28 protein-coding genes are annotated in these 15,283 nt (G+C 64.7%); 13 read left to right on the top strand and 15 right to left on the bottom strand.

Annotated features, from left to right (window positions below):
- Window positions 1-10 precede the first annotated feature (10 nt).
- A complete protein-coding gene (locus tag EUV02_RS12630) occupies window positions 11-328 on the top strand; it encodes a hypothetical protein (protein WP_135246654.1) in 318 nt (105 codons plus the stop codon).
- Window positions 325-2,244: a linalool dehydratase/isomerase domain-containing protein gene (locus EUV02_RS12625; RefSeq protein WP_135246653.1), complete on the top strand. Its 1,920-nt coding sequence runs from the start codon at window positions 325-327 to the stop codon at window positions 2,242-2,244. Before EUV02_RS12630 ends, EUV02_RS12625 begins: the two co-directional genes overlap by 4 nt.
- A gap of 67 nt (window positions 2,245-2,311) precedes the next feature.
- Here the strand turns inward: EUV02_RS12625 and EUV02_RS12620 are convergent, their stop codons facing one another.
- Both EUV02_RS12620 and EUV02_RS12615 read right to left on the bottom strand, forming a co-directional pair.
- Entirely contained in the window at window positions 2,312-2,710 is a 399-nt protein-coding gene (locus EUV02_RS12620; RefSeq protein WP_135246652.1) for a GFA family protein, read from the bottom strand.
- Between the two features lie 12 nt (window positions 2,711-2,722).
- A complete protein-coding gene (locus EUV02_RS12615) occupies window positions 2,723-3,439 on the bottom strand; it encodes an SIMPL domain-containing protein (RefSeq protein ID WP_135246651.1) in 717 nt (238 codons plus the stop codon).
- A gap of 65 nt (window positions 3,440-3,504) precedes the next feature.
- Between EUV02_RS12615 and EUV02_RS12610 the strand changes: the two genes are divergently transcribed.
- The 5 genes from EUV02_RS12610 (at window position 3,505) to EUV02_RS12590 (ending at window position 6,136) form a co-directional block, all read left to right on the top strand.
- Entirely contained in the window at window positions 3,505-3,954 is a 450-nt protein-coding gene (locus EUV02_RS12610) for an acyl-CoA thioesterase (RefSeq protein WP_135246650.1), read from the top strand.
- On the top strand, window positions 3,951-4,367 hold the full coding sequence (locus EUV02_RS12605; protein WP_135246649.1) for a VOC family protein: 417 nt from the start codon (window positions 3,951-3,953) through the stop codon (window positions 4,365-4,367). Before EUV02_RS12610 ends, EUV02_RS12605 begins: the two co-directional genes overlap by 4 nt.
- Before the next feature lies 1 nt (window position 4,368).
- Window positions 4,369-5,097 carry a hydroxyacylglutathione hydrolase gene (gene gloB / locus EUV02_RS12600; protein ID WP_135246648.1) on the top strand — a complete coding sequence of 243 codons (729 nt, stop codon included), beginning with the start codon at window positions 4,369-4,371 and terminating at the stop codon, window positions 5,095-5,097.
- 67 nt (window positions 5,098-5,164) lie between these two features.
- Complete coding sequence (locus EUV02_RS12595) at window positions 5,165-5,629, top strand: hypothetical protein (RefSeq protein WP_135246647.1); 465 nt, start codon at window positions 5,165-5,167, stop codon at window positions 5,627-5,629.
- Between the two features lie 63 nt (window positions 5,630-5,692).
- Window positions 5,693-6,136 (top strand): hypothetical protein, encoded by a 444-nt coding sequence (locus EUV02_RS12590; RefSeq protein ID WP_135246646.1) that lies wholly within the window; start codon window positions 5,693-5,695, stop codon window positions 6,134-6,136.
- Here the strand turns inward: EUV02_RS12590 and EUV02_RS12585 are convergent.
- The 12 genes from EUV02_RS12585 to EUV02_RS15695 all read right to left on the bottom strand — a co-directional run bounded on the left by EUV02_RS12585 (window position 6,129) and on the right by EUV02_RS15695 (window position 10,447).
- Window positions 6,129-6,572: a PaaI family thioesterase gene (locus EUV02_RS12585; protein WP_135246645.1), complete on the bottom strand. Its 444-nt coding sequence runs from the start codon at window positions 6,570-6,572 to the stop codon at window positions 6,129-6,131. The genes EUV02_RS12590 and EUV02_RS12585 overlap by 8 nt on opposite strands.
- A complete protein-coding gene (locus EUV02_RS12580; protein ID WP_135246644.1) occupies window positions 6,569-6,997 on the bottom strand; it encodes a PaaI family thioesterase in 429 nt (142 codons plus the stop codon). Before EUV02_RS12580 ends, EUV02_RS12585 begins: the two co-directional genes overlap by 4 nt.
- Complete coding sequence (locus tag EUV02_RS12575) at window positions 6,990-7,397, bottom strand: SufE family protein (RefSeq protein ID WP_135246643.1); 408 nt, start codon at window positions 7,395-7,397, stop codon at window positions 6,990-6,992. Before EUV02_RS12575 ends, EUV02_RS12580 begins: the two co-directional genes overlap by 8 nt.
- A 48-nt stretch (window positions 7,398-7,445) precedes the next feature.
- Entirely contained in the window at window positions 7,446-7,697 is a 252-nt protein-coding gene (locus tag EUV02_RS12570; RefSeq protein WP_135246642.1) for a hypothetical protein, read from the bottom strand.
- A gap of 12 nt (window positions 7,698-7,709) precedes the next feature.
- Complete coding sequence (locus EUV02_RS12565) at window positions 7,710-7,970, bottom strand: hypothetical protein (RefSeq protein WP_135246641.1); 261 nt, start codon at window positions 7,968-7,970, stop codon at window positions 7,710-7,712.
- Window positions 7,971-7,998: 28 nt separating this feature from the next.
- Window positions 7,999-8,268 carry a hypothetical protein gene (locus tag EUV02_RS12560; protein ID WP_135246640.1) on the bottom strand — a complete coding sequence of 90 codons (270 nt, stop codon included), beginning with the start codon at window positions 8,266-8,268 and terminating at the stop codon, window positions 7,999-8,001.
- 26 nt (window positions 8,269-8,294) lie between these two features.
- Window positions 8,295-8,588: a hypothetical protein gene (locus EUV02_RS12555; RefSeq protein ID WP_135246639.1), complete on the bottom strand. Its 294-nt coding sequence runs from the start codon at window positions 8,586-8,588 to the stop codon at window positions 8,295-8,297.
- Window positions 8,589-8,616: 28 nt separating this feature from the next.
- Complete coding sequence (pspC, locus tag EUV02_RS12550; RefSeq protein ID WP_135246638.1) at window positions 8,617-9,000, bottom strand: envelope stress response membrane protein PspC; 384 nt, start codon at window positions 8,998-9,000, stop codon at window positions 8,617-8,619.
- 33 nt (window positions 9,001-9,033) lie between these two features.
- A complete protein-coding gene (locus EUV02_RS12545) occupies window positions 9,034-9,228 on the bottom strand; it encodes a PspC domain-containing protein (protein ID WP_135246637.1) in 195 nt (64 codons plus the stop codon).
- Window positions 9,229-9,251: 23 nt separating this feature from the next.
- A complete protein-coding gene (pspB, locus tag EUV02_RS12540; RefSeq protein ID WP_135246636.1) occupies window positions 9,252-9,521 on the bottom strand; it encodes an envelope stress response membrane protein PspB in 270 nt (89 codons plus the stop codon).
- A 3-nt stretch (window positions 9,522-9,524) separates the two neighbouring features.
- Window positions 9,525-10,208: a phage shock protein PspA gene (pspA, locus tag EUV02_RS12535; protein ID WP_135246635.1), complete on the bottom strand. Its 684-nt coding sequence runs from the start codon at window positions 10,206-10,208 to the stop codon at window positions 9,525-9,527.
- A 92-nt stretch (window positions 10,209-10,300) separates the two neighbouring features.
- Window positions 10,301-10,447, bottom strand: a complete 147-nt coding sequence (locus tag EUV02_RS15695) for a hypothetical protein (protein ID WP_166430620.1) — start codon at window positions 10,445-10,447, stop codon at window positions 10,301-10,303.
- Window positions 10,448-10,627: 180 nt separating this feature from the next.
- Here EUV02_RS15695 and pspF point away from each other — a divergent pair, with 180 nt between their 5' ends.
- Complete coding sequence (gene pspF / locus EUV02_RS12530; protein WP_135246634.1) at window positions 10,628-11,677, top strand: phage shock protein operon transcriptional activator; 1,050 nt, start codon at window positions 10,628-10,630, stop codon at window positions 11,675-11,677.
- Between the two features lie 130 nt (window positions 11,678-11,807).
- Window positions 11,808-12,398: a superoxide dismutase gene (locus tag EUV02_RS12525; RefSeq protein WP_135246633.1), complete on the top strand. Its 591-nt coding sequence runs from the start codon at window positions 11,808-11,810 to the stop codon at window positions 12,396-12,398.
- A 123-nt stretch (window positions 12,399-12,521) separates the two neighbouring features.
- Here the strand turns inward: EUV02_RS12525 and ispZ are convergent, their stop codons facing one another.
- Window positions 12,522-13,094, bottom strand: a complete 573-nt coding sequence (ispZ, locus tag EUV02_RS12520; RefSeq protein WP_135246632.1) for a septation protein IspZ — start codon at window positions 13,092-13,094, stop codon at window positions 12,522-12,524.
- 55 nt (window positions 13,095-13,149) lie between these two features.
- Between ispZ and ccmA the strand changes: the two genes are divergently transcribed.
- Genes ccmA through ccmD form a run of 4 tightly spaced genes read left to right on the top strand, consistent with a single transcriptional unit; the run spans window position 13,150 to window position 15,268 of the window.
- Window positions 13,150-13,731, top strand: a complete 582-nt coding sequence (ccmA, locus tag EUV02_RS12515; protein WP_135246631.1) for a heme ABC exporter ATP-binding protein CcmA — start codon at window positions 13,150-13,152, stop codon at window positions 13,729-13,731.
- Entirely contained in the window at window positions 13,731-14,360 is a 630-nt protein-coding gene (ccmB, locus tag EUV02_RS12510) for a heme exporter protein CcmB (RefSeq protein ID WP_135246630.1), read from the top strand. The genes ccmA and ccmB overlap by 1 nt, the downstream gene beginning before the upstream one ends.
- A gap of 42 nt (window positions 14,361-14,402) precedes the next feature.
- Complete coding sequence (locus tag EUV02_RS12505) at window positions 14,403-15,134, top strand: heme ABC transporter permease (protein WP_135246629.1); 732 nt, start codon at window positions 14,403-14,405, stop codon at window positions 15,132-15,134.
- A complete protein-coding gene (gene ccmD, locus EUV02_RS12500; RefSeq protein WP_135246628.1) occupies window positions 15,131-15,268 on the top strand; it encodes a heme exporter protein CcmD in 138 nt (45 codons plus the stop codon). The genes EUV02_RS12505 and ccmD overlap by 4 nt, the downstream gene beginning before the upstream one ends.
- Window positions 15,269-15,283: the final 15 nt, after the last annotated feature.

Here is a 15,283-nt window from a genome sequence, read left to right as displayed (position 1 = left end):
AGGGCATTCGATGGCGTGCTGTGCATTCGCGGTTTACCTGCTGAGCCAGTTGCTATGGCCGCTGCGCTGGCTGCGCGACCGGCTGCTGGTTGCGCCGGCGGTGACCGCCAGCGCGTCGGTCGCGTGGTCGCCCGCCTCTGTTGCCGCACCCGTTGCGCGCAAATGGCGCTGGAAACCTGCATTATTGTTGCTGCTCGCCGCCGAAGTCTTCGGACTTGGCGTTGCCGCCACCGCTGCCAGCGTGTCGGCACCAGCCCAACCCTCGGTAGAATTTCTCGATGCACTGCACGGTTCGATCTGCAGCGCGGTCAAGGGGAGCCTGTCATGACGGTTCAGGATATCGGTTTCGGCACTGCGTCGGCGCAGCCGCTACCCGCGCAAAAGGGCCCCGTCACCGCCGCGCGCCAGCGCCGCACCTGGACGATCTACGCCGCGATGTGCGTCGCCGGACTGCTGCCGACCTTGCTCGGGGCCTCGGCTAGCCTGCAAGCAGCGGGCATCGGGCTTTGGCTGCCCGGCGCCGGTTTCCTGTCGGTCGGCGGCTGGGCGGCGGTGCTGTTCCCGCTGACGCTGGCGCTGTTCGTGTTCTCGCTGGTGGCGTGGTTCTGGGCCGGCATGGTGCTTGGCCCGGTCATCGTCTGGTTGGGGTCGGCGGCACTGGCGGGCGCGATGGCGGGCGACACCGTCTGGGCTGGCGGGCCCTATGCGGCGGCGTTCGCCACCGCAGGCATCGGCTATGCCTTCCACCGCCGCAATGTCCGGCTGCGTGACGCAGCGCTCGCCAAGATCGCCCCGCGCGTTGCGTTCCTCGATGCCTCGCTCGCCGAAGTCCGCGCGCAGGCCGCCGAGATTCCCGATCCGGCCACGCGCGAAATGACCCCCACCGACCTCGCCGCGCTGCGTTACCTGCTCGACCGCGCGCTGCAGCCGGTCACCGAATGGGGCGGGTTCGACATCATCGACCAGTTCCAGCCCGCCGCGTTGCGCTACCAGCTCAACCACATGGGCTTCGCGCTCGGCATCGCGCAGACCGCCTATGTGCCCAATTTCCACGGCTATATGGGCCAGGCGCAGCGCAACCTCATCGACAAATATCTGCTGCGCAAGGTCTGGGGCTATTGGGTCTATGAATCGTGCTGGGGCCACCTAAACTTCACCAACTGGGACCCGGCGGCGCGCGACAACATCATGCTCACCGGCTGGTTCGGCATGCACGTCGGCCAGTACATGCTGGCGAGCGGCGACCGGCGCTACCTCGAACCCGGCAGCCTGACGTTCCGGCTCAATGCCAAGACCGCCTATGTGCATGACTTCAACACCATCATCGGCTCGGTCAAAACCAACTATGACAGTGCTGAGTTCGGGCTGTTCGCCTGTGAGCCCAACTGGATCTACCCGATCTGCAACCACTACGGCCTTGCCTCGCTCGCCGTGCAGGACGCAGTCACCGGCAGCGACAATGTCCGCCGCTACGCCCCCGGCTGGTTCAAGATGCTGAACCAGGAATTCACCGACGAGGCCGGCTCAATCATCGGGCTGCGCTCGCAGCACACCGGTATGCCGATCCCGTTCCCGACCGGCGAAGTCGCCTATGCGGCGTTCCAGAACTGCTTCGCGCCGGGCAGCGCGCAGCAGCAATGGGCGATCGCGCGCCGCGAAATCGCGCCCGCCATCCACCCCGATGCCAATGGGAAGATGCGTATCAGCCTGCCCGGCAAGGGCCTCGACACCGGCAACTACAAGTCGGGCCACACCGGATCGTTCGCGTCGATTTTGGTGGCCGCCAAGGAATTCGGCGACGCTTATGTGGCCGAAGCCGCGCAGAACAGCCTCGACTCCGACTGCGGCCTCGAAATCCGCGACGGCGTGCGCCGCTACACCGGCGGCTCGAACGATACCAACACCTACGCCATCCTCGGCCAGCTGATGCAGGCCGGCGACTTCCGCCGCTCGTTCACGCAAGGCCCGCACGCCCCGTCACGCACCGGCCCCGTGCTCGAAGCCGCCAGCTACCCCGCAGTGCTCGTCGCCCAAGCCATCAGCGACGGCGACAACCTCCGCCTCGTCCTCTACCCCGGCGCCGGCGAAGGCACCCAAACCCTCGGCCTCGAACGCCTCCAGCCCGGCCGCGCCTACACCGTCACCGGCGCCACCACCGACGCAGTCACCGCGTCACCCGATGGCAGGGCCGGTCTCGACGTCATGCTCTGCGGCCGCACGGCGGTGACGGTGACGCCGGCGTAAGGCGGGAAGACCGAAAGAGCCTCCGGCGGGCAGGGCCTTGGCCCTGCACCCGATTTTTGGGCTGGGGCTAGTCGTAGTGCTCGATGTTTTCGCCGACGATGGCGAGCCAGTCGTGCTTGCGGCCTTCGTAGACCGAATATTCAGGCGGCGGAAAGCCCGGCTCGGCAAACGCCCCGATCGGGATGGCGGTGACGCCGGGCATCGCTTCGATGGCATAGGCGACGGTCGCGCCGCACTTACCGCAAAACCGGAAAGTGCCGCGCTTGCCGCTATCCGACAGGCGCGACCATTCGCGAAATTCACCGCGCATTTCGACATCGGCATCGTTCCACCGCGCCTGCGCCGCAAACGCGCTGCCACTACGCTTCTTGCAATCCAGACAATGGCATACGGATATACGGAAGGGCTCACCGGTGCAGACAGCACTCAGTTGCCCGCAGCCGCAGCTGGCGACGCGAACGGTCATGACGGTCGGGCCTCAGTCGAGATAGAAATCGATCGTCGTCACCACGCGCACCTTCTGGAACGGTGACGCGCTCGCCGACGCACCCGACGAGTCGCCGTCGCGCGGGATGATCGAGAAATAGCCTTGGCTGGCGGATTTGATCTCGCCGACGCCGGCGCCCGAATCCTTGGCGAACTGCTCGGCGCCTTCGCGGGCGTTCTTGGTGGCCGCGGCAATCATCGGCGGCTTGACGTCGTTCAATTTGGTGAAGCTGTAGACCATGCCGCCGCTGTCGGAATCGAACACGACGCCCTGGCGCATCAGCTCGGCCTGTTTGGCGAATGCGGCGCGGGCTTCCATGACCTTGGTGGTGCGCAGCTGGATCTTGCGACGGATGGTGATGTTGGGGCGGCCGTTGCTGTCGCTGTACTGGTTGACGCTGATACCGCCCGATTCGATTTCGTCATCAGCAAAGCCCTTGGCTTTCAGGAACGCCATGACGCGGTCGCCGTCGCTGTCGGCCTTGGCCTGCAGGCTGGCGAGGTCGCTGCCGACCGCCGAGGTGCTGATCGTCCAGGTCGCAAGGTCGGCGGTGACGTCGCGTTCCGCCAGCCCGCGCACCGTCACCGAACGGTCGGCAAACTTGGCGCGCGTCAGGCCGTTGCCCAGCACCCACCCGCCGATGACCAGCCCGACGGCCAATATGGCGGCGGCGATAATGGCGTTCAGTCCGGTTTTGGTGTCGGTCATGGCGGGCCTTTGCGCGGGGGCATTTTGCGGTCTAATGATGCCCGACGTTTGAAACGGGAGCAACCATGGCGCGCAGCGATTTCACCTTCTTCTACCCCAAGCGCGTGCGCTTTGCCGAAATCGACGCGCAAGCGGTGCTGTTCAACTCGCGCTACCTCGAATATTTTGACATCGGCCTGGTGGAATATTGGCGCGCGGTCGGCATGTACGAAAACATGGGCATCGTCGGCGGGCTCGAGTTCCACGTCGCCAAAGCGCTGGTCAACTACAAGGCCGCAATCGGGCTCGATGAAGTCATCGACATTGGGGTGCGCTGCGCTCGTATCGGCAACAGTTCGATGACCGTGGCGTTTGAATTGCACGCCAGCGGCAAGGACGATCTGCGTGCGACGGGCGAGGAAGTTCATGTCCATGTCGCCGAAGTGCGCGGCCGCCCGACACCGCTACCGCAACACGTCATCGACCTGTTCGAAAAGTTCGAAGGCCGGTCGCTGCGCGAAGGAGTTCCCGCATGAAATACCTCCACACGATGATCCGAGTCAGCCATGTCGAGGCGACGCTGGCGTTTTTCGAACTGCTCGGGCTGAAGGAACTGCGCCGCGTCGACAGCGAGGCCGGGCGCTTCACGCTGATCTTCCTCGCCGCCCCCGGCGACGAGGATGCGCAGGTCGAACTGACGCACAATTGGGACGAGGCCGGCTACACCGGCGGCCGCAACTTCGGCCATCTGGCGTATGCGGTCGATGATATCTACGCGACCTGCGCGCGACTGGCGGCGGGCGGCGTCACCATCAACCGGCCACCGCGCGACGGCCATATGGCGTTCGTCCGCACCCCCGACGGCATTTCGGTCGAGCTGCTGCAGGCCGGTGCGCGGCTGACGCCGGCGGAACCGTGGCTGTCGATGCCCAACACCGGGAGCTGGTAACATGATCGAAGTCGTCCAGGTGCCCGTGCTGAGCGACAATTACGTCTATCTGGCGCACGATGCGGCGAGCGGCGAGACCGCGGTGATCGACCCCGCAGTCGCCGATCCTGTGCTCGATGCGGCATCGGCACGCGGCTGGAAGATCACGCAGATCTGGAACACCCACTGGCACCCCGACCACACCGGCGCCAATCTGGCGATCAAGGCCGCGACCGGCTGCAGCATCACCGGCCCGGCTGGGGAATCGGCGAAGATCCCCGGTATCGACCGCGCGGTCGCGCAGGGCGACAGCGTCGCGCTGGGCGCAAACGCGTTCAGCGTGATCGATTGCGGCGGCCACACGCTGGGCCACAATGCCTATTACGAAGCCGGATCAAAGACGCTGTTCTGCGGTGACACGCTTTTCGCACTCGGCTGTGGCCGGGTGTTCGAAGGCACCGCAGCGCAGATGTTCGACAGCCTCGGCAAGCTGATGGCGCTGCCCGACGACACCCGCGTTTTCTGCGCGCACGAATATACTGCTTCGAACGCACGCTTTGCGGTGACGGTCGAACCTGACAACGCCGCGCTCGCCGCACGCGTGCAGGAAATCACCAAATTGCGCGCCGCGAACCAGCCGACGGTACCGTCGACCATCGGCTATGAGCGCGCCACCAACCCGTTCGTGCGCGCCGCCACCGCCGACGAATTCGCAGCGCGCCGCGCCGGCAAGGACAGCTTCAGGGGCTAACTTCAAACGGCTGCCCTATCCGCACGCAAACATGTTATAAGTACAACGTGTTGATAGGGGGCTCGCCATGCACCTTCGAACAATGCTGGTCATTTCCTGCCTGACCACAACGGCAGCGTCCGCGCAAATCGGTCAGGTCGAGCCCGCAGGTTCAATTCAGAACAGCGGCAGCTCGCTCGACTTCGGTGGCACGCCCGCCGACGGCGTGCCGCAACATCCAATGCTCGGCGGCACTGTTCTGGGCAATTCGGTCGCCTGCATCGCTGCCGACAAGATCCGCAAGACCGAGATCGTCAGCGACAAGATCATCATGTTCCAGGCCGGGGCGCAATGGTACCGCAACGACCTCTACCAGCGCTGCATCGGCCTGAAGTCCGATGCGGCGCTGATCAACGCGGCGCCCGGTGGCAAACTGTGTGCTGGCAACAGCTTTCGCTTCAACACAGCGCAAGGCAAGGGCGGCGGCAGTTGTGTTTACGCGCGGTTCACGCCGTATCTGCCGCCGACAAGCGCCGCTGGCAACGTGAAGTAATCCGGCCTTCGGACAAGCGCCGTTGACGTGCTATAATCTGCTCGCAAATTTCAGGAGACTGCCATGACGTCCCGCGCCGCATTGATGCTGCCGTTTTCAGCACTGCTGTTGGCCACTGCGCCTACGCTCGCGGCAACCACGCCTGCCGCCATCCCACCTGCCGACGTCGGCAACAACCCTGCCGATCCAATGCTTGGCGGCAAGGACCTTGGTCCGTCGATCGCCTGCATTTCGACGGTGCAGATCCGCAAGACGCGCGTCATCAACGAAGGCGTCATCATGTTCCAGGTCGGCAACCGCTGGTATCGCAACGACATGTCACCGGCGTGCACCGGGCTGACGTCGAAGATGACGATTATCGACCGCGCGCATGGCGGCCAGCTGTGCCAGGGCAATATCATCGACTATGTGCTGCCCGGCGCCGCCGTCGGCATGGGCACGCATCAGGGCAGTTGCATGTACGGCCGCTTCACGCCGTATATGCCGCCACCGCCGCCGGCTAAGTAGCCGCGCGCGCCAGCACGATGTTGAGGTTGGCCGCCGCAATCGGCCGGCTGTAGTCATACTGCCACGCCACCGCGCGCAGGTTGGCGATGCGGCGTCCGAGCCGGGTGATGGTCGCGGCGGCGAAGGTATCGCGCATGCCGCCTTCGCGCATGAAATCGACCGTCACGGTGACCGGCTTGATTTCGGGCAGCGGCTCGTCTTCGGGCAGTGCCAGCACCAATGTCGACAGCGCCGCGAGTTCGAGCAAGCCGGCGATGGCGCCACCGTGCAGCCGGCCGGGCGAGCCGATCAGCGATTCGCGGTACGGCATGATCAGCTTGAAATCGCTGCCGTCGTGGTCGGCGATGACGCCGAGCATCACCGCATAGGGCAAGCTCTCGATGCGCTCGCCACGCCCCGAACGCCGCAGTTCATTGGCCCATTCGAGCGTCGTCATGATGCACCGGGCAGCACGAAGCTGCCGACCATGTTGGCGACGGGGTGATCGATACTGTCCTGATAGGCAAGCCCGCGGACGAACGCCATCGAGCGCGTGTATTTGTAGCATTGCGCGCGGCCGATCAGCCGCTCGAACGGTGCCGGCGGGTGCAGATAGTCGAGCCGCATGTCGATGGTGGCGATCGGCATCGACTGGCGCAGCCCGGCGACAACGGCGATGCCGGCGGTCGAATCCATCAGCGCAAAGATCGCGCCATTGGCGATGACGCCGCTGTCGGGATAGGCGACGAGGTCGGGCGAATAAGCCATTTCGAGTTCGACCCAGCCGTCTTCGATGCCGCGAAAGCTGATACCGAGCGCCCGCATGTGCGGCACGTGATCGAGCGCGCGGCCCATCAGGCTGGTGCGAACTGCTTCATTCATGCGCGAGTTCGCCGATGCGTGCGATCATCGATGCCAATCCCTGCGTGCGGTTCGACGAAAGGTGCTTCGCCAGACCGAGCTGGTCAAGCCGCGTGCGGATATCGGCAACATTGACAGCCGCCGACGGCTGGTCCTGCACCAGCAACAGCACCAGCGCCACCAGCCCCTTGACGATGGCGGCGTCGCTGTCGGCCATGAAATGCAGCGTGTCGCCGTTTCGGGTGGGGTAAAGCCAGACCTGGCTGGCGCAGCCGCGGACGCGGGTGGCATCGGTCTTGAGCGCGTCGGGCATGGGCTCGAGCGTCCGGCCCAGCTCGATGAGCAGGCGGTAGCGGTCGTCCCAATCGTCGAAGGCTTCGAATTCGGCCTCGACATCATCGAAGGTGGTGGGGGCTGCCATGCCGCATGCGGTGCGGCATGGCAGCGCCAAGGTCAAGTCGTGCGCGACTTAGAAATCGACGCCGGCGGCAATCGCTTCGAGCTTCTTGATGCGCTCGCGCAGGTCGGCGAGGTCGATGCGGTTGGCAACGGCGGGAATGTCGCCACCGGTTGCCGAGCCGCCGGCATAATGGCCGGCCTCGAGTTGGTGGTGGCGTAGTTGCAGCCAGCCCTTCCAGCTCCAGGCGAACACCGCGCCGATGACGGCGATGGCGATCAGGCTGCAGGTGCCAAGCACGACGAGGGATTCAACGGGGAACATGAGCGATACTCCCTATTTGCGATCGATGAGTTTCGGATCGCCGAGCGCGTCGATCTGGTCGGACAGGCGCTTGGCGGGGTCAACGGCGAGGCGTTCGAGCACCTGGATGCGCTCGTTAAGCCGATGGATTTCGGATTTCATCTGCGCCGCCTCGGTCAGGCTGAGCGCGTCGACCGGCTGTGCCGGATGCGCGTGGCGGCTGCGATAAATGCGTCCGAAGGTGGTGATCGCAACGATCAGCACGATCATCAGCGGAATGGAAAGTTCGGCCATTTCGGAGTTTCCCTGTTACAAATGCCGGTTAGTTGAGCGGCGGTAGCCGCAGGCTTTCGATTTCGGCGGACAATGCGGTGCCCTTGTCAGTGGCGATGCGTTCGAGCACCTGGACACGCGCTTCGAGCCGTTCGATCTTGGCGGCATATTGCGCCGCCGCTTCGCCCGCCGTGGTCGCCGCCAGTTCAACCTTGCGCTCCTGCAGCGCGATCAGGCGCTTCAACGGATTGGCGAGGATGGCGACGATCGGGATCGACAGCGCGGTGATCGGGATAAGCGCGTAAATGACGTTTTCCATGGTCTGAGCCTTTTACTGGTGTGCGGTCAGCGGAGCTGTTCGATATCGTCGGACAGTCGGCCGGCCTTGTCGGTGGCGATGCGTTCAAGCACCGCAACGCGTTCCTCGATGCGGCTGAGTTTGCCGCGCAGTTGTTCGTTTTCCTGCACCAGCAACTCGGTCTGGCGCTGGTGTTCAAGCGCGGGGGCCTTGTGGGTCAGCCCGCCCCATTCGTTCTCGACCGGGTAGCCGTGACGGGCACGGATCGCGGTGGTGATGACCCAGGCGACAATGCTCATCCCGATGATGACGAGGACGAAAACCGGTGAACCCCAATCCATAACCCTGACTCCCTGTTAGCCGGCGCGCTTAGCGCAGCTGGTCGATTTCGTTCGAAAGGCGGGCGTTCGACGAAGTCATATAGGCCTCGACATCGCGCAGCCGGCGGTCAACGTCGCGGAACGACGAGCGCACTTCGCGGATGGTGCGCTTGGGTGCGACGCGGACCTGCGTCCAGAACTGGTTCTGCTCGGCATCCTCGACATACAATGCGTTCGGCTTGGGATTGGCGATCCACGCGGTGGCGAGATAGATCAGCGGCAGGATGCTCAAAATGCCCGACACGGTCAGCACCACCGCAGCGATGCGCACCCAGGTCACATCCCAGCCGAAGTAATCGGCCACCCCCGAGCAGACGCCCATGAAACGCTTGTTGCGCTTGTCGAGGTAGAAGCTGGTGCGACGGACGGACATTGGAATGCTCCCTGTAAGCGGGCGAAATCTGGATCAGGCGTTGGGTGCGAGCCAGGCGATGACGAGGTAGATCAGCAGCACTGATCCGAAGCCCGCCAGTGTCAGCACCGCCGTGGCGACGCGGACCCAGGTCACATCCCAGCCGGTGTAGTTGGCGATGCCGGCACAGACGCCGAGGAAACGCGCGTTGGCCTTGTCGAGGGCGAAGGATTTGGACAGGTCGTTCATGTGAATGGCTCCTTGGTCGGCGGTCAGTGGCGCGGCAGCTCGCGACCCGAACGGTCGGTGATACCGGTGGCGCGTTCTTTCCAGCCGGGGTGGTCGACGGTCATGATGCGCTCGATCGATTCGAGGCGGGCATCGAGCCGGCGGGCGGTTTCGTGCATTTCATCGAGCATGTTCTCGTCTTCGGCGGTCATGCCCTTGGCGCGCTTCCACTGCGTCACATAGTGCAGGATCAGCCATGGCAAGCCGATGACGACGGTCGGAACGATGACCATTGCGGTGAAATCGATATCCATGGCTCAGCCCTCGTTCTTGCTGTTGGCCGCAGCCAGGCGCGCCTTCATGGCGGCGAGTTCGGCAGCGACACCGTCATCGGTGCGCAGGCCGGCGATTTCATCCTCGAGGCTGGCCAGCGGCCCGCCGAGCGACAGCGCATCGGCGCGGCCTTCGGCCATATCGGCGCGGCGTTCGATGATTTCGAACTTGGCGAAGGCATCCTCGATGCGCGGGCCCTTGTACATGGCGCGCATCTTGGTGCGGCTGTCGGCGCTTTCGATGCGGGCAAGCAGCGCGTTCTGGCGCTGGCGGGCTTCGCGCAGCTTGGCTTCGAGCTTGCGGATGTCTTCCTCGTTCGCCGACAGATGCTCGTCGAGCGCGATGACGTCCTGCAGCGTGCTTTCGGCGAAGTTGCGCGCCTTGGCGCGTTCGACCAGCGCGGCGGTCGCGAGGTCTTCACGACCCTTCGACAGCGCCAGCTCGGCCTTTTCGGCCCAGCTTTCGGCGGCGGCTTCGGCGCGGGCAACGGCGCGGCGCATTTCCTTCTGGTCGGCGATCGTGCGCGCCGCGCCCGAACGGACTTCGACGAGCGTTTCCTCCATCTCCATGATGATCATGCGGATCAGCTTCGACGGGTCTTCCGACTTGTCGAGCAGCTCGGTCATGTTGGCGGCGATGATGTCGCGGGTGCGGGAGAAAATGCCCATTGCGATACTCCGTTACTAAAAGAGGTGGCAGGCCGGAGCGTGAGGGGGGGGTGAGGGAGCCGCCCCGGCCTGGTCGTTGTACCCTTGGCGGATCAGGCGGCCAGGTACACCGAAACTGAAGTCTGATTTGTCGCAACCTGCGCCGGGCCGGTGGCGGCGACGAGGCAGGTGGTGGCGAGCAGCACGGCGCCGACGACGCCAACGAGGCTGCGGGTCAATTGCTGGAAACGGGTGGTCATTGGTCTTCTCCTTGAACTCTTTGGCCGCTGGTTGGCGGCTCATGCCAAGTGCAATGCATGGAGCGTGCCAACTTTGTGCGGAAAATTATCCCATTGAAATTGAATGATTTTATCATTTTATGCGCAATTTTTGTAGATGAACCCTTGCTGAATATTGGGAAATTACGCTAAACATTGGGAATGCAAGCGCCCGCCACACTCGTCGGCCAATCGCCGAGCTTTCTCGATGCCGTCGAACGCGCCAGCCTGGCCGCCGCGCTCAACCGGCCGGTGCTGGTCATCGGCGAACGCGGCACCGGCAAGGAGCTGATTGCCGAGCGCCTCCACCGCCTGTCCCCGCGCTGGGGCGGCCCGCTGGTGACGCTGAATTGCGCGGCGCTGCCCGAAAACCTGATCGACGCCGAACTGTTCGGTTATGAGTCGGGCGCTTTCACCGGCGCCACCCGGGCGCGTGCCGGCCGCTTCGAGGATGCCGACGGCGGCACGCTGTTCCTCGACGAAATCGCCACGCTGTCGGCCGGCGCGCAGGAACGCCTGCTGCGCGTCGTCGAATATGGCGAGCTGACGCGGCTCGGCTCGAACCGGCCAATCAGCGTTGATGTGCGCGTTGTCGGCGCCACCAACGAGGACCTGCCCGCACTCGCACACGCCAACCGCTTCCGCGCCGACCTGCTCGACCGCCTCAGCTTCGAAGTCGTGACGCTGCCGCCGCTGCGCGCCCGCAAGGAAGACATCGCGCTGCTATCGAACCACTTCGCGCGCCGCATGGCGGTCGAACTCGGCTGGAGCGGCTTCCCCGGCTTCACCCCCGCCTCGACCACCGCGCTGGCCAACTACCCTTGGCCGGGCAATGTCCGTGAGCTCAAAAATGTCGTTGAACGTTCGCTCTACCGCTGGGGCGACGCCGAAGTGCCGATCGGCGCGATCGTCTTCGATGCGTTTGATTCACCGTGGCGCCCGACCGAATCGCTGACCACCCGCACCGAGGCACCCGCGCTGCCTTCCCCCAAAATCGACCCGACGACCGATGTCGCGGCCACCACCGACGTCCTGCCCGCGGCGCCGTCGCTCACCGTCCCCGACCTGCGCGCGGCGATCAACAAATACGAACACGACATCCTGACCGAAACGCTGGCCCGCCATCGCCATAACCAGCGCGCCACCGCCGCTGCGCTGGCGCTGAGCTATGACCAGTTGCGCCATGCGCTCAAGCGGCATGGGATGCTTTAGAAGAGCCTCCGGCGGGCAGGCCTGAGGCCTGCACCCAATTTTTGGTGTGCGCGACAAACTGTCTCGTGGCGTTGGATCGAGTTTGGTTTCGGTGCGTTGGGGCTATTGTTCCACCATCGGAGATCACACCATGCCGCTTACGTTTCCCCCCTTGCCCTATGCCGACGACGCGCTCGCGCCGCACATCTCGGCAAAGACGCTGCAGTTTCACCACGGCAAGCATCACAAGGCCTATGTCGACAAGACCAACGCTGCCATCGCCGGCACGCCGCTCGCCGACAAGGATTTGCCGGCGATCATCGCGGCCGCACATGCGAGCAATGACACCGTCCTGTTCAACAACGCAGCACAGGCGTGGAACCATGACTTTCTGTGGCATTCGATGACGCCCGGTGGCGGCGGCGCGCCGACGGGCAAGCTGGCCGACGCGATCATCCTCGACTTCGGCGGCCAGGCGGCATTCGACGAGGCGTTCACCAAGGCCGCAACCGGGCATTTTGGCAGCGGCTGGACCTGGCTGGTGGCGGATGGCGGCAAACTGGCGATCACCACGACGCACGATGCCGATACGCCGCTGGTCCACGGTCAGACGCCGCTGCTGACGCTCGATGTCTGGGAGCACGCCTATTATCTCGATTACCAGAACAAGCGCCCGGACTATGTCGCGGCGTTCCTGAAATCGCTGGTAAATTGGGACTTTGCGGCTGACAATTTCAATTAACTAATTGATATTTAATATTATTTGTGTGGAGACTTAGAAAGTCTCCACACCCGTAAAGGCTGACCAGATTTAACCCCCTCTAAACAGTCGGGTGCAGGGCTCAGCCCTGCCCGCCGAAGGCCCTCAACCCTTAGGCGTCTTGTCCTCCGCATGCCGCGACAAAATCGGCGACTGCGCCAGCGCGAACACGAAAGTAATCGCCGTCACCCCCCAGACCTTGAAGTCGACCCATTGGTCGGTGGTCAGCGTGCGGCGCAGCACCTCGTTCATGCCGGCGAGCGCCAGGCAAAAGATGATCCAGTTGCGCGTCAGCTTGCGCCAGCCGTCATTGTCGAGCGCCGGAAACGCCTCGCCGAATGCCATCTTGAGCAGCGGGCGATGGGTGAGCTTGCCGAACAGCAGGACGCCGGCGAACAGCAGGTAGATGACGGTCAGCTTGATCTTGATGAAGTTGGGGTCGTGCAGCACCAAAGTCGCGGCGCCGAACACGAACACCATGACGCCGACGACCCATTGCATCGGCTGGATGCGGCCGTAGCGGAAGTGTGAGACCAGCATCACCAGCAACGTCACTGCCATAGTGGCAAAGGTCGCGACGAAGATGGCGGCGAGCTTGTTGGCGGCAAAGAACACCAGCAGCGGCGCGAAATCGAGCACGAACTTGGCAGTTGCCGAGGGCTTGGGTTTGGTCGTCATGCCCCGCGCTCTAGCCGGTTTTGCGGTGCGGCGCGAGAGCGGCTATGCAGCGAGAATGAACACCGCACCCGCGTTGATTGTCGAAGGGCTGGCCTGCGCGCGCGGTGGCCGGTTGCTGTTCGAGGGGCTCGACTTGCGCGTCGAAGCCGGCGGCGCGGTGCAGATCGAAGGCCGCAACGGCGCCGGAAAATCGAGCCTTTTGCGGATGCTGGCTGGACTGCTGCGCCCCGTTGCCGGCCGCATCGACAACCCGTTTCGCATCGGCTGGGCCGGGCATGAACTGGCGCTCAAACCCAATATGCGGCTGCGCGACGAACTGACGCACTGGGCGCGGCTCGACGGTCAGAGCGCAGCGGCGGTCGATGCGGCGCTGGCGGCATTCGACCTTTTGCCGCTCGCCGAGCTGCCGGTCGGCGTACTGTCGAGCGGCCAAAAGCATCGTGCCGTGCTGGCGCGCGCACATGCCTCGGGTGCCGAATTGTGGTTGCTCGACGAGCCCGGTGTCGGACTCGACGCCGCTTCGCTCGATCGGCTGGCCACGGCGATGCGTGCCCACCGTGCCAACGGCGGGCTGGTCATTGCCGCGACACATGGCGACATCGGGCTCGATGCGCCCCAAAAACTGATGCTCGCCTGATGTTCTGGTTGCTCGTCCGCCGCGACCTTGCGCTCGCCTTGCGCCGACCGGCTGCGCTGGCGCTGCCGGTGGTGTTCTTCGTGCTCGCCGCGGCGCTGTTCCCGTTCGCCGTCGGCCCCGACGGCAAGTTGCTGCTGGGGATTGCGCCGGGCGTGTTGTGGGTGGCGGCACTGCTCGCCGCGCTGCTGCCGGTCGAAACGTTGGTCGCCCCCGATGTCGCCGACGGCACGCTCGATCAGCTAGTGACGCGCGGGTTGGCGCTCGAAACCTTTGCGGCGGCACGGCTGGTCGCGCACTGGCTCGGCTTTGCGCTGCCGCTGCTCGTGGCGCTGCCGGTCGCGGGGGTATTGCTCGGCACCCCGGCTCTGGCCCCTCTGGCAATTGGGCTGCTGATCGGCACGCCGGCGCTCGCGGCACTGGCGCTGCTCGCCGCCTGCCTGACCGCCGGCTTGCGCGGTGGTGGCGCGCTCGCCGGACTTATCGTACTGCCGCTCGCGCTGCCTATACTAATTTTCGGCGTCGGCGTCGGCCAGCCGGGCGGCTTGCAGCTGCTCGGCGCGGCGACATTGGTGATTGTCGCGGTGACACCATTTGCCGCGGCTGCGGCATTGCGCAGCGGCATGGAATGATGCTGCAATCGCCCGGACTTTGGTGCTAGACCGGCGCCGACCATGCACCGTTTTGCCAACCCTGCCCGCTTCCTGCGTATCGCCCGTGTGCTGACGCTGCCGCTGACCTTGCTCGGGCTGGTGCTAACCGCGGCCGGGCTGTGGATCGGGCTGTTCGACAGCCCGCCCGACTATCAGCAGGGCGAAAGCGTCCGCATCATGTATGTCCACGTCCCGGCCGCGTGGCTGGGCAGTGGTGGCTATCTGGGGCTGGCGGTCGCTTCAGCCGTTGCGCTGGTCTGGCGGCATCCGCTCGCCGAAATCGCCGCACGCGCGATTGCGCCAGTCGGCGCAGCGTTCACCGCGATTTGCCTGATTTCGGGGTCGCTGTGGGGCAAGCCGACCTGGGGCACTTACTGGGTGTGGGATGCGCGCCTGACCTCGATGCTGGTGCTGCTGTTTCTCTATCTCGGCTATCTGGCGCTGAGCAGTGCCGAGGCCGAGCGTGGCGGCGGGAAGGCCGCGTCGATCCTCGCCATTGTCGGCGTCATCAATCTGCCGATCATCAAATATTCGGTCGAATGGTGGAATACGCTGCATCAAGGCTCATCCATCAAGCTGTCGGCAACCGGTGCGTCATCGTCGATCGCGCCCGAAATGCTGATGCCGCTGCTGCTGTCGGTCGCGGGGTTCAGCCTGTTGTTCGGCGCCATCGTGCTGATGCGGATGCGCGCCGCGCTCGCCGAACAAGCCGTGGCAGCACGGTCGCGGCGGATTGCGGCGGCGTACACATGACTCACGCCGCATTCATCATCCCGGCCTATGCTGTGACCGTCGGCGGTTTGCTGGCCATCCTGCTGCAAAGCTGGGTGTCGATGCGGCGCGCCGAAGCGGCGGCCGAAAAGCTCAAGGCGGAGCGCCGACGTTGAACACCAACACCATCA

The sequence above is a fragment of the Glacieibacterium arshaanense genome (genome assembly GCF_004681125.1).
In the GTDB taxonomy this organism is placed as follows: Bacteria; Pseudomonadota; Alphaproteobacteria; order Sphingomonadales; family Sphingomonadaceae; genus Polymorphobacter_A; species Polymorphobacter_A arshaanense.
This window is presented reverse-complemented; position numbering and strand designations above follow the sequence as displayed.